The 13,165-nt window shown below is 45.7% G+C and carries 12 protein-coding genes; 4 read left to right on the plus strand and 8 right to left on the minus strand.

Going from position 1 to position 13,165, the window contains the following annotated elements; all coding sequences use genetic code 11:
* Nucleotides 1-4: 4 nt before the first annotated feature.
* Complete coding sequence (locus PSE6802_RS0109025; RefSeq protein ID WP_019499730.1) at nucleotides 5-1,015, minus strand: catalase; 1,011 nt, start codon at nucleotides 1,013-1,015, stop codon at nucleotides 5-7.
* A gap of 474 nt (nucleotides 1,016-1,489) precedes the next feature.
* On the opposite strand from PSE6802_RS0109025, the gene PSE6802_RS0109030 reads away from it, so the two are divergent.
* A complete protein-coding gene (locus PSE6802_RS0109030; RefSeq protein ID WP_019499731.1) occupies nucleotides 1,490-5,203 on the plus strand; it encodes a WD40 domain-containing protein in 3,714 nt (1,237 codons plus the stop codon).
* Between the two features lie 137 nt (nucleotides 5,204-5,340).
* Here the strand turns inward: PSE6802_RS0109030 and PSE6802_RS0109035 are convergent, their stop codons facing one another.
* Nucleotides 5,341-5,838, minus strand: coding sequence for a hypothetical protein (locus PSE6802_RS0109035; RefSeq protein WP_019499732.1), 498 nt, complete (start codon nucleotides 5,836-5,838; stop codon nucleotides 5,341-5,343).
* Nucleotides 5,839-6,021: 183 nt separating this feature from the next.
* Between PSE6802_RS0109035 and PSE6802_RS0109040 the strand changes: the two genes are divergently transcribed.
* Complete coding sequence (locus PSE6802_RS0109040; protein ID WP_019499733.1) at nucleotides 6,022-6,903, plus strand: S-methyl-5'-thioadenosine phosphorylase; 882 nt, start codon at nucleotides 6,022-6,024, stop codon at nucleotides 6,901-6,903.
* A 4-nt stretch (nucleotides 6,904-6,907) separates the two neighbouring features.
* Nucleotides 6,908-8,299 (plus strand): NAD-dependent malic enzyme, encoded by a 1,392-nt coding sequence (locus PSE6802_RS0109045; RefSeq protein ID WP_026103184.1) that lies wholly within the window; start codon nucleotides 6,908-6,910, stop codon nucleotides 8,297-8,299.
* Nucleotides 8,300-8,302: 3 nt separating this feature from the next.
* Here PSE6802_RS0109045 and queF read toward each other — a convergent pair whose 3' ends face one another.
* The 3 genes from queF to truB are packed head-to-tail and all read right to left on the minus strand — an operon-like array spanning nucleotide 8,303 to nucleotide 10,078.
* Nucleotides 8,303-8,683, minus strand: a complete 381-nt coding sequence (gene queF, locus PSE6802_RS0109050; RefSeq protein ID WP_019499735.1) for a preQ(1) synthase — start codon at nucleotides 8,681-8,683, stop codon at nucleotides 8,303-8,305.
* A gap of 4 nt (nucleotides 8,684-8,687) precedes the next feature.
* Complete coding sequence (locus PSE6802_RS34250; protein ID WP_019499736.1) at nucleotides 8,688-9,164, minus strand: hypothetical protein; 477 nt, start codon at nucleotides 9,162-9,164, stop codon at nucleotides 8,688-8,690.
* An 8-nt stretch (nucleotides 9,165-9,172) separates the two neighbouring features.
* Nucleotides 9,173-10,078 carry a tRNA pseudouridine(55) synthase TruB gene (gene truB, locus PSE6802_RS0109060; protein ID WP_019499737.1) on the minus strand — a complete coding sequence of 302 codons (906 nt, stop codon included), beginning with the start codon at nucleotides 10,076-10,078 and terminating at the stop codon, nucleotides 9,173-9,175.
* Between the two features lie 191 nt (nucleotides 10,079-10,269).
* On the opposite strand from truB, the gene PSE6802_RS0109065 reads away from it, so the two are divergent.
* The gene (locus PSE6802_RS0109065) at nucleotides 10,270-10,998 is read left to right on the plus strand and encodes a metallophosphoesterase family protein (RefSeq protein WP_026103185.1); all 729 of its coding nucleotides are present in this window, start codon (nucleotides 10,270-10,272) and stop codon (nucleotides 10,996-10,998) included.
* Between the two features lie 131 nt (nucleotides 10,999-11,129).
* Here PSE6802_RS0109065 and ftnA read toward each other — a convergent pair whose 3' ends face one another.
* The 3 genes from ftnA to PSE6802_RS0109085 form a co-directional block, all read right to left on the minus strand.
* Nucleotides 11,130-11,663 carry a non-heme ferritin gene (gene ftnA, locus PSE6802_RS0109070; protein ID WP_019499739.1) on the minus strand — a complete coding sequence of 178 codons (534 nt, stop codon included), beginning with the start codon at nucleotides 11,661-11,663 and terminating at the stop codon, nucleotides 11,130-11,132.
* A gap of 224 nt (nucleotides 11,664-11,887) precedes the next feature.
* On the minus strand, nucleotides 11,888-12,928 hold the full coding sequence (locus tag PSE6802_RS0109080; protein ID WP_019499741.1) for an IS630 family transposase: 1,041 nt from the start codon (nucleotides 12,926-12,928) through the stop codon (nucleotides 11,888-11,890).
* A gap of 28 nt (nucleotides 12,929-12,956) precedes the next feature.
* Nucleotides 12,957-13,160 (minus strand): FeoC-like transcriptional regulator, encoded by a 204-nt coding sequence (locus PSE6802_RS0109085; RefSeq protein ID WP_019499742.1) that lies wholly within the window; start codon nucleotides 13,158-13,160, stop codon nucleotides 12,957-12,959.
* Nucleotides 13,161-13,165 lie beyond the last annotated feature (5 nt).

The raw sequence follows: 13,165 nt of genomic DNA on the forward strand, positions 1-13,165 counted from the left end.
CAAGTTATGTCTTAGGGTCGTCTTTGATGGCTTCGTAAGGCTGGGGCTCTCGAAGGCGCTTTTCTATAAATTGGCGACGATGCTGAGCTATTTGGTGATAAATTTCCTTACGCGATAAATTGACTTTGCCAACAGGTTCGTGTTCGTACAGGCTGTGCCAAGGAGTAAATGACAAGCTCTCATCTAATCGTTTGCGTTCGTCAAAATCAAATGATTGAGGTGGGATAACGATTGTTGCTACCTCAATTGGTTCGGAATTCCATTCCTTAGTTGGGTCTTCAATTGGGGTAAGATTGTCATCAATATAAGGTTGAATCAGGAATTTAAACTTAGTTGTCTTGGCATCCTCAGTTAAATACTTACGAATAGCTGCACGTAGATAGTTTGCATCCGAACCTTCAATAGAATTAGGAGGCGACTCCACATCTTCAGGCTGCACGGCAAATTTGATGGTTTGAGACCCTAATTGATAAGGTGTCGTACTCCAGTATTGGATACGGAGAGGATTTTCCACCTTTCGAGCACCAATCTCCTCTCGAATTTGCTTCGCGCGAACCACCACTTCCTGTAGCTCCGGGCTAGTTGGCATGATGCCAGCTTCGGCACTGAATACAATCAGATATTCCTGAGCGTCACGCACGAAGAAGCGGGGGAAATTCAAAAGCACAAAATCTTGAGTTCTCTCCTCATCATCCATAATCTTTTTTCCTGCAACACTCATAAGCTTAATTGCCATGCCACGACCAGCAGGGTTAGTATCTGGTTCCAGCACTCCTCGCTCTTTAGGAGGGGCACTATTGGAGAAACGCACCCAAATGGGATATTCCTTCCCTGCGAAAACACCAACCTTCATGCGATCAGGAATATTATCGTTAATGATGAATTTCCCATACACTAGCCCGTGACTTTTAGCATGTAATTGTCTTAAGTCTGGGCCTTTTTCTTCTTGTGCTTTAAGGCTTCTATCTAGGACAAGTTTGGTTGCTTCTTCCTCGCTAATTTGGCGATCGCTCATAACATTGCTCCTTGAAATAATTATTCTAAGGCAAAAGATATAGAACTACAGTAGATCAAAATTACTATCTCACCTTACGCGGAAGATTCCGAAACCCTCACCCCTAGCTCATCCCCCTCAGGGAGAGGGGAACAAAACCACAACGGGGGTTACGCCCCTGCGACCCTTATGTATAAAGGGTACGTACAGGTTAAAAAAGATAAGGATTCCGCGTAACATCAGTTACTATTTTCAATCAAGGGTATGTCCTTAAGTTATATTATCTCATTGCATTTGTAAGTAAGAAAAAGTGACTTGTTTTATTGTCTAAAAATCATAGTGTAGCTGCTCAGACTAAGCCAAAACCTATGAAAACTGCTATTCGCAGTCATAAAGCAATTGCACAAAAATAATTGTTAAGAAAGTGATGTTCTCTTTTTAAGTAATGTTAAAGTTTGATCGAACACACACTTAACTACAGAGCTTGCTCATGCAATGACAACTGAAGAAGTTCTGATTTTACTAGATTCGGTATTTCAGCCAAAACACCTGAATACTATTCAAGAAATCGTTTTTCGACATGCTTGGGAGGGATTGAGCTATGCCGAAATTGCTGAGCAACATGGCTACGACTCGGAATATATCAAGCAAGTTGGGGCTCAAGTATGGCGAATGCTTTCCCAGGAACTAGGATTTAAGGTTAGTAAAAGCAACTTTCGGTCTATATTACAACGTTATACGTCTAAAAGTCATGGAAGCAACCCATCTTCGGCAGATCGGCTAGAAGTCAGAAGTGAGTTGGATGCAACATCTGTGCAGGAGCGTCGTGCAGGAAATTCACGAGAGAGTCAGGCAGAAAAGGCTGAAGAAGAATTGTTATCTCCTTTGTCAGCCTATCAAGATTGGGGTGAAGCAATTAATGTCTCAGCTTTTTATGGGCGAACAGATGAGTTAGCGTTATTAAAACAGTGGATTGTTGGCGATCACGCTAACCTTCATTGCAGTGTTGTAGCTATTCTAGGTATGGGTGGTATAGGTAAGACTGCTCTATCTGTAAGTCTAGCTCAGCAGATTCAGAATGAGTTTAACTATGTCATTTGGAGAAGTTTGCGCAATCCTAGACCTCTCCAAGAACTTTTAACCGATATCGTGAATGTTTTATCCGATCGGCAATCCATAAATTTGTCGAAAAATACTAGCGAATTAGTAGCCTGCTTGCTTGAATATTTGCGGGGATATCGGTGTCTTTTGGTATTGGATAACTACGAAGCAGTTTTGCAAAGTGGTAGTATTCACGGTCAGTACCGAGAGGGATACGAAGATTACGGTCAGTTCTTACATCAATTGGGGGAAGTCCATCACCAGAGCTGTGCGATCCTAACTAGCCGCGAAAAGCCACTAGAAATTGAAGCATTGCAGGGTAGAATCCTACCAGTTCGCATACTAAACCTCAAAGGTTTACAATTCTTAGAAGGACAGCAAATTCTGAGTTCAAAAGGATTATCAATCTCTATAGAGGAGAGTAATAAGTTAGTCGATCGCTATGATGGCAATCCATTAGCACTTAAAATAGTTGCTACGGCAATTTTAGAACTATTTAATGGTAATACCCATGATTTCCTGCAACAAAATGCTATCGTTTTTAATGGAATTCGCCATCTTTTAGAGCAGCAGTTTCAGCGCTTGTCAGGTCTCGAAACTAGTGTAATGTACTGGTTAGCCATTAATCGCAAACCAGTTCTTCTCGACGAATTACAATTAGATATCGTACCTGCTATATCCAAAGCCATCTTGTTGGAAATCCTTATCTCCCTAAGTCGGAGATCGCTAATTGAAAGGTATCCTACAGGATTTACACAACAATCTGCAATCATGGAGTTCATAACCGACAAGCTCGTAACCACGATGTGCGAGGAAATCCAGGGGAGCGCAGGATTGGGGATTCATTATCTCAACAGTTATGCTTCGATCAAAGCACAGGCTAGCGAATACATTAGAGATAATCAGATCCGCTTTATTCTGAAGCCTATGCTAGAGATCTTGATTTCTACATATTCCTCTCAAACACTGCTGGAAGAGCGACTTCGGCAAATATTAGGGAGGTTGCGTGCGGAAACATTTCTTTCGTCAGGGTATGCTGGAGGGAACGTGTTAAATATTCTCTGCCACTTGCAAAGCAATCTCACAGGTTATGACTTCTCAAATCTAGTCGTAAGGCAGGCATATTTAAACAAGGCAATTTTGCATGATGTCAACTTCGCTGGTGCTAACCTGGCTACATCTTTGTTTGCTGAAACGTTTGCTGGCATCTTAGCTCTAGAGTTTAGTCCTGACGGTCAGATCCTGGCGATCGGCGATACCAATCAGGAGATACATCTGTACCGAGTAAAGGATGGAACTAAGGCATTGAGCTATCGAGGTCATAGTTGTCGCGTCTGGGCGATCTCCTTTAGTCCTGATGGTAAAATGTTCGTGACAGGGAGCGGCGATAAAACTTTCAAACTATGGGATACTCAGACGGGTGCGTGCCTCAAAACCTTCGCAGGTCACTCTGGTTATGGGTGTCTAGCTGTTTTCAGTCCTGATGGTCAATATTTAGTTAGTGGTAGCTTTGATAAGCGTTTAAAGCTATGGGATGTTGCCTCAGGGAAATGCTTAAAAACCCTAAAAGGACATCAAGGCTATATCTTATCAATTGCTTTTAATTCCGATGGTTCCACGATCGCTAGCGGCAGTATGGATGGAGTAATTAAGATTTGGAATGCCAGTACAGGTGAATGTTTAAATACTCTAAAAGACCATGCTGATAAGGTTTCATCAGTTGCTTTTAGTCCTAAGCAAGATATTCTTGCCAGTGGTAGTAGCGATCGCACGATTAAGCTTTGGGATATAAATGCAGCTCGATGTTTGACCACCCTTACAGGGCATACTGATGAAGTTAGATCGGTTGCGTTTAGCCCGGATGGAGAAATTCTAGCGAGTGGGAGCTACGACTCAAGCGTAAAACTATGGCAACTCAGAGCAGGAAGATGCATCAAAACCTTGCAAGGTTCATCCCCTGGTCGAATCGATGCACTTGCATTTAGCCCTGCCGATCCAAATAATGTCGATCGCGATGTTAATGGAAATCAGCAAAGAGCAATCGTTGCCAGTGGAGGAATTAATTGTAGCGTGAGTTTGTGGAATGCTTCCACTGGAGAAAGACTGCGCACTCTGCAAGGATATATCAGTACTGTCTGGTCGATATCTTTTAGTCCCGACGGACGAACTCTTTGCAGCGGGGGTGGAAATCGATCCATAGAGCTATGGGATATCTCAACTGGCAAATGTTGTAAAACTTTGACAGGTCATGCTGGTTTTGTGTGGCACGTTGCCTTTGCCAATAATGGAAGAACGATCGTATCCAGTAGCGAAGATTGTACAGAAAAGCTGTGGGATTCTAGTACTGGGGAGTGCTGTCAAACATGGCAAAGTGGTTTCAGAATCATGCATTCTGCTGCCGTCAGTCCAGATGGGCAAATGATAGCTAGTAGCAAAGGGGATTATGCGATCGCTCTATACGAAGTGACTTCAGGGAAGTGCTGTCAAATGTTTTACGGACATTATGCTGAGATTGTAGCGCTCTGCTTTAGTTCAAACAGAGAGATACTCGCCAGTGGTAGTTCGGACAGAACTATACGTTTATGGGACATCGCTACGGGAAAATGCTGGCGCAAAATACAAGAGCGCAGTTACTGCATGACACTGGCTTTTAGCAATGATGGACAGATTCTAGCAAGTGGCAATCATGAAGAAACGATCGATATATGGGATGTCAACACGGGTAAGTGTATTAAAGTTTTGCGCGGCCACATCGGTGCTATACGCTCAGTTGCATTCAGCCCGGATGGCAGACTATTAGCAAGTGTCGGGCACGATCGAATTGTGAGGTTATGGGATACGCATACTTGGGAATGTCATAAAACCTTTGCAGGTCATGGTAGGGCAATATACTCTGTTGCATTTAGCCCTACTGGAGAAATACTTGCAAGCGGTAGTCATGATGAGACTATCAAGCTATGGGATATCCAAATCGGCGAATGTATTAAAACCATGCGATCGCCTCGTCCGTATGAAGGCATGAATATTACTGGTGTGACTGGTTTGACAGAAGCTCAGAAAGGCACTCTTAAAGCTTTAGGAGCAGTCGAGGCTAGTAGTGGCGATTAGCGAACTAATGCCTGCTCGCTATATATAGCGGTTTTCAGATCGGAAAGAGTAGGGGGTTTGGGGGCGTTGCCCCCAAGAAGGGGTTCCACCCCTTCACCCCAAAAACAAAACCTGTTCTCAAGTGAAAACCGCTATAATTAAAGCAGATAGCTGCTAAAGGATAAATTTTCTACTTGTTCTACAGGAATCATCCATATTTTGTTCTGGTAGATGCGCCAAATCGCGCTCATGATGTAGCGATCTTGCAAGCAAATAACGTGGACGTGGGGTATGCCCGAATATTTGGAGCAAAATCGCAGAAAGTCTAGCGCCCGGATTAAACGCCCGTGTAAGAAAATTGCCATGTCTTCGCTACAGTTCTGGCGATACATGGTTACAGGCTGTGGCTCGCTCAAACCGCGCAGCTCGTATAAAAGATTGGTTTTGCCTTTAAAGTCAAGCTTGCGCGACCTTACAGTCCAGTTACACAGTACACCGTATCCTAGAACTGCCATACCCAGGTCAATATCAAAGTCGCGCATCTGAAACTTGTTGGCTCCAACGCGATCTTTAAGCGTGTTATACCCCGTCCACTTGTGAAATTGCTCTAGCGCTTCATCGCTAATGTCTATGGTCGTACAGTAAGATGATGTCATATTTGCGTGGTTGCTTTAGTTTGACCAAAGTAAGCAGCTCTTTCCCCCTCAAGTTAAAGTAATCGTACCCATATCCTTGCATTTAGCTATGCCCACCCTCAATAATGCTTGTTTCAGTTGTTAACGGCATGTTAACTTTAGGCAAGTCAAAACACAACCTCCATCAACAATCTAGATAAATTTATGACTTTATCTGCCAGTATTGGCGTTATTGGTGGCAGCGGTCTTTACAATATGGCGGCATTAACCGATATCCAGGAAGTAAAGATCGATACACCATTTGGTAGCCCTTCGGATGCTTTGATCGTTGGTAACTTGTCAAATGTTCCCGTTGCTTTCTTAGCGCGACACGGGCGATCGCATCATTTGCTACCGTCAGAAGTGCCTTACCGTGCCAATATATACGCCATGAAAAGCCTGGGCGTACAGTACATTATTTCAGCATCGGCTGTGGGTTCTTTGCAAGAGTATGCCAAGCCATTGGATATGGTAATTCCCGATCAGTTTATCGATCGTACGAGAGGGCGCATTTCTACCTTTTTTGGTAACGGAGTTGTGGCCCACATCGCCTTTGCCGATCCCGTCTGTCATAACCTGGCAAGCTTGCTGGCCAGCGCGGCTGAAAGTATCGACCTGGCCGACAGCAAGGTGCATCGCGGCGGTACCTATCTGTGCATGGAGGGGCCAGCCTTTTCCACGAAAGCGGAGTCGTTTTTGTATCGCAGTTGGGGAGCCAAAGTAATTGGCATGACAAATCTGACTGAGGCAAAGCTAGCCAGGGAGGCAGAAATTGCCTATGCAACTCTAGCTTTGGTAACCGACTACGACTGCTGGCACGAGCACCACGAGCATGTCAGCGTCAGTATGGTGCTTGACAACCTCAAGCGCAATGCCACCAATGCTCAAAAAACGATTCAAGCAGCGGTGCAGAAAATTGCCGCCCACCCACCGCATTCGGAGGCGCATACAGCGCTCAAATATGCGATTATGACCGATCTAAAGAAAGTACCAACCGAAACGATCGATCGGCTTGGTGTAATTATTAAAAAATATATTGATGCCTAACGCGATGTCTCAACTTAACCCAAATCCCAGCTATAGCCTTACCATCAGAGTTCAGTTACCCAATCGTGCTGGCATGTTATCTTCCGCCATCAGAGCTTTAGCAGATGCCGGGGGGAATATGGGTCAAATCGACCTGATCCAGCGCACTCACAAAATTTCGGTACGGGATATCACAGTTGATGCCTCCAGCAGCGAGCATGCCGAGAAGTTAGTAGAAGTTCTCAAAGCTATCCCAGAAGTGCGTTTCCTCGATGTTCGCGATCGCACGTTCAACCTCCATCGCGGCGGCAAGATTAGCATTAAATCTAAAATCGAAGTTAAAGGGCAAGACGATCTGGCAATGGTGTATACTCCCGGTGTAGGACGGGTCTGCAATGCGATCGCCGAAAATAAAAAGAAGGTCTACGACTACACGATCAAGTGCAACACGATCGCCGTGGTCACTGATGGGAGCGCGGTACTGGGTTTGGGCAACATTGGTCCCGAGGCAGCGCTGCCAGTGATGGAAGGGAAGGCAATGCTGTTTAAGGAATTTGCCGGACTCGATGCTTTCCCAATTTGTCTCGCTACGCAGGACGTGGATGAGATTGTCAAAACAGTTAAATATCTCGCTCCCACGTTTGGCGGCGTAAATTTGGAAGACATCAGTGCTCCTCGATGTTTTGAAGTGGAAAAGCGTCTCAAAGCCGAAATCGATATTCCCGTGTTTCATGACGATCAGCACGGCACGGCGATCGTGGTCGTTGCCGCCATGCTTAATGCGCTAAAGGTCGTGAATAAGGAGATCGATCGGGTACGCATTGTCATGAATGGTGCGGGAGCTTCGGGGATTGCAGTGGCGAGATTGCTCCGTAAAGCTGGAGCTGCAACGATTTTGATGTGCGACTCGCAGGGTTGTATCAACGAGCAGCGTTCCGACCTCACGCCAGAGAAAATGGAATTTGCCCGACCTGAATCTGGCAGTCTTGGCGATGTGATTAAGGGAGCGGATGTCTTTGTCGGTTTAAGCGTTGCCGGAGCGCTCACGCCTGAGATGGTAAGGAGTATGGCTCCCGATCGCATCGTGTTTGCGATGGCAAACCCGATTCCAGAAATCCAACCGGAACTGGTGGAGAACGATGTGGCCGTCATGGCTACTGGGCGCAGCGATTACGCCAACCAGATCAATAACGTTCTGGCATTTCCTGGAATTTTTCGCGGAGCGCTGGATGCGAGGGTCAAGCAGATTACCACCGAGATGCATTTGGGCGCGGCTCAGGCGATCGCTTCTCTCGTCAGCAGTACCGAACTCGCGCCCGACTTTATTATCCCATCGGTTTTCGATCCTCGCGTTTCCCAAGCCGTATCGGCGGCGGTGCAGCAAGCAGCGCGTCAGCAAGGCTTAGCGCACTCCTGATAGCTATTCCGTAGATTTTTCGTAATTCACTTCTACTACGGTATGCACGTTGCCACGTGGGTTAAAGTCGCCTTTGATATGGACGGATAACGGATTAGCTGCCGCCACAAAATCGTCCAGGATTTGATTGACTGACTCTTCATGTGAAATGAAGCGATCGCGGTAGCTATTGATATAAAGCTTTATGGCCTTCAGTTCCACCAGCACTTCATTAGGAACGTAGCTGAGATAAATTGTGGCAAAGTCGGGATAGCCAGAGAAAGGACACTTGCAAGAAAATTCCGGCAGAGTAATGTGTACGTTGTAGATACGTCCGGGACGGGGATTGGGAAATGTTGTGAGCCTGACCGAGGCGATCGCCTCTTCACCATATTTTGTCGTCATATACCTATAATCCTTGCTGACCGGGCAATAGTATCTTTACGATGCTGACCAAATTGTTTACAATTTCTGTTTGCCGCTCAGTGGTAGTAGCTAAATTATCCAGCCTGGAATCTATACTATCAACTCTGGAATTTGTGCGATCGAGCTTGGCATTGCTAGCCTCAATGCTAAGCCTGAGTTCAGTCATGCTATCTTTGAGTTCAGTCATGCTGCCCTTGAGTTCGGTCATGCTATCTTTGAGTTCAGTCATGCTGCCTTTGAGTTCGGTCATGCTATCTTTGAGTTCAGTCATGCTGCCTTTGAGTTCAGCCATATCCTGTCTGGATTCGGCCATATATTTCCTAAATTCAGCCATATCCTGTCTGGATTCCATCCTGGCTACCTCTTCCCGTTGGGCTGATTCCAGCGCAAACTTTGCTAACTCTGAGATTTGGTCTTCAATGCGCGCTAGTCTCGCGTCTTGCTGATTTTGTTCGGTCATGGGTGTTGTTACGAGGATCGACTTTGCTCAGATGGTAATACTACCACTGGTGCGAGTTTTTGAGTTTTTAGTTCGGCAATACCAAGAAAGGTGCCCGTGCGATCGCATACTCTTAAGTAATTGGCGCGTTCGGCTACTTCCGGCATCTCTATTGTAATCGCCTGTCCGTTGCACCATCGTTTTGCTAGATCTGTCTCCAGGCTAACCTGTGGCAAATACGATAGGGCAACTTCGGGTGGTGTTAATACTAAGCAATTTTGCTGAATTTTGGCGGCGATCGCTTCAAAAGTAAGACTGTGAGACAGATCGAAACCATTACTGTACGTGCGTTCCAAATATGCTAGCGTTGCGCCGCAGCCAAGTCGATCGCCTAAATCGCGAGCGATCGCGCGAATATACGTCCCCGTGCCGCAGGAGATCGTTAAATCTAATTCGGGAAAATCTCCCAGTCGCCAGTCCAGAACCTTGATATTCTTGACTTCTACGGTTCGGATCGGCACGTCCACGGTTTTACCTGCTCGGGCTAGCTCGTAGAGGCGTACTCCCTGCACCTGAATAGCGCTAAAAGCTGGCGGAATCTGCTGAATTGTCCCTATAAATAAGGGAATTAAGACCTCGATGTCAGTAAGGCTCAAATTGGTACATACCTGAGACGTAACTATGTCGCCATCGAGATCGTCGGTGGTCGTTCTTTGTCCAAATCTTACCGTGGCTTTGTAAGTCTTACCACCTGGCAAAAAGCGAATAAATCTGGTAGAGTACCCCACCGCGATCGGGAGCACGCCTACAGCAGCCGGATCGAGCGTACCGCTATGTCCTATGCGCTTTTGGCGGAAAATTTTGCGCGCGCGGCTGACACAATCATGAGCAGTCATGCCGGTTGGCTTGTTAAGATTGAGGAAACCATTCCACATTTTGCTTCCAATAACTAAATTAGGAGTTATGCTAAACGTAATGCTAATAAAAACATTAAATATGGGTATAACTTATGTATTATTTGTGTTCGCATGAATTTGCGCTCGCATAAATTAAGGTTGTATCTAGAGAAGATCTGTAGATCTTGTTGTCCTTGAATTCTTGAGTATTAAGCCGAGGTTAATTAGCGTTGAGGCGATTTGTAATTGGTGACGTGCACGGTCAGTTTAAGGCATTAATGATGCTGATAAACGAGATTAAGCCCAAACCTGAGGATCAAATCTTTTTCTTAGGCGATCTGATCGATCGCGGACCTCAAAGCGCCCAAGTTGTGAATTGGGTCATGAATAATGGTTACGTTTGCTTGTGCGGCAATCACGAGCAGATGTGTTTGGAAGCGTTTACCATGCTCGACTCCACCCATGCCTGGCAAGGATGGCTGGGTAATGGTGGTGCCAAAACTTTAGAAAGTTATGGTGGGGAACTAATTCCCGACGAACACTTAAATTGGATGAGTCAGTTGCCCCTATATGCCGATCTAGGAGATGTCTGGCTCGTACATGCTGGTCTAAATCCTAACTTACCGATCGAACAGCAGGGAGAACCTGAGTTTTGCTGGATCCGCGAACCATTTCACCGCATGTCCGAACCTTACTTTAACGATAAGATCATCATCACAGGTCACACTATTACATTTGTTTTTCCTGGAGTTAAGCCCGGCCAGTTGGTACAGGGGGCAGGCTGGTTAGATATAGACACCGGTGCATATCATCCTAAAAGTGGCTGGTTAACCGCCCTAGAGCTAAATTCATCAACCGTTTATCAGTCTAACTACTTCACGCAATCGGTGCGATCGCTACCTTTAGAAGATATTACAGTCTTAATGAAGCCTACGGTTAGGAAGCGGATAAGTGCTTAGGGAATTGCATGAAAATAAGACACCCATTCCGGCAAGTTTTTATATTTTATAAAGGTGCTGAAAACATTCATGAGATTCAAAAAAATGCGTTTCCTTTGCCCCCGCAGCGCTAGTATCACCCGTATCGATCGTTAAGCACTTGCAGGTGACATTGATGTTGCTTCTTTTCCTTTATTTGCTGCAAGGGTGCCAATTTCGCGATCGATAAAGAACAACCCCTGTCCTTCAACGCCGATCAGCTCGATCTTATCGAGGATGCTCTTGAACAGAAATTCTTCTTGATGCTGCTCGGCAACGTACCATTGCAGGAATTGCAGGGTGGAATAGTCGGGTTCCGTATTGGCTAAATGAACTAGATCGTTGATTTTCCTGGTAATAGATTGTTCGTGGATGTAGATCTTTTCAAACATCTCCTGCAACGAATTAAACTCTGTCGGTGGTGCTTCCATCCCTCCCAAGGTTGCTAACGCACCTGTTTCTTGCAGGTAGTCGATTAAACGGCGCATGTGCATCATTTCTTCATCTGCGTGTTGGCTGAGAAAGGTGGCAGTTCCATCCAATGCTTTGTAGGCACACCAGGAACTCATTTGCAGGTAAAGATGAGAGGAAAACATTTCCAGGTTGATTTGTTGGTTCAACCGATCGATCATCGCTTGTGATAACATTGCAATAATTTCTTCGTTATATAGCTATCTTACTATAAAGTATCAATCGATTGATTGTAAATCCAATCGCTGAATTGGGTCAGGACAATTGGAATAAGAGAGATCGGGATGAATTCCAATTCCGATCTGCCCTTCATCGGAATCTGGAATTTACTACCCACTCATATAATTCCAAACTCTCTGGGGCGCAACTATATTGCCTTGGCAATAAAATAGAATGCAATCTATAGAGCAGCATAAATAATAGATGGATGCTTAAAGTAACTCCTAATGTGGGCAGGCAATCTCTGCAATTTCTGCAGTTGAGATAGCAATCTATGTTTTAATTGACCCAGGTTTCGCGTCAGAGGTTTGGCGTGAACTCCCTGTTTCACATCACCATTGAAATACTCTACTGGATTCAACTGCGGCGCATAGGAAGGCAAATAAAATAACTCGATCTCCTGGGAGTGCTGTTCTAACCATTGCTGCACGGGGCGCTCTCGATGGACGGGATGGCGATCCACGATCCAAAACAGTTTGCTTGAACGCTTGTCAATCAACCGTTGCAGAAATTCAATAAATACTGGGGCTGTCAAGGTACAGGTGTAAAGCATAAATTGAATCGTGCCTTGATTACTGATGCTAGCAATGAAATTCAACCGTGTCCGCTCGCGTTTACTAGGACGAATTTCAGGGGGATGCCCCTTGGGTGCATAACCTCGCCCTCCATACTCATCAGAACTGAGTCCCGATTCATCTCCCCACTCGATTTCGGCACCTTCTGCTTGTGCCCGTTGCTCAATCGCGGGATATTCTTCCTGTAACCAGTGTTTCACGGCAGCGGGGTCTTGCTCATAGGCACGTTCGATCGGCTTCTGGGGGCTGTAGCCCCATCGTTTGAGGTATTCCCCCACTGTGCGGATTGGCATCTCCACACCTAATTCTTGCTCGATTAAGGCTTTTACGGCTCGTCTACTCCACAAGGCGCTCTCGATCTGGTATTCCTCCGGGCTGTGTCCCCGCAGCATTTCTTCAATCGTTGTTTCCTCTGAGGCACTTAAACTGCGCCCTTCCCCTACCTCTCGTCCTCGTCGCTGCTGAAACAGGGCTGCTTCTCCGTAATCTTGATACGCCCACCACCACTCCGTAATCGTGTTACGATGAATCCCCAGGTACTCACTAATATCACATACTCGTTTCCCTTGTTCTCGCAACCGGATCGCTTGCTGTCGAAGGTAATTTTGCGTCTCTATCGATAGGTGTCGGCCATCTGGTTTATCCATGTCAAACCTCCTTGTGCCTTTACTTCTATTATCCTATGCTTTCTTTTTCATTGCCGGAGCAATAACACTTACCACATTCTCTACTCTCTAATTTACGCACTCGCCCTTTACGAACGAGCAAATTGAGCACTTCTCGCATCGCTGCTGCATCCATTTGAAAGTGACGAACTAACTCCTCTAGAGAGACTGTGGGATGATTGCTGAGATAGGTTTGCAGGTGTTTCAATATCATAGTTT

The organism is Pseudanabaena sp. PCC 6802 (assembly GCF_000332175.1).
Lineage (GTDB): Bacteria > Cyanobacteriota > Cyanobacteriia > Pseudanabaenales > Pseudanabaenaceae > PCC-6802.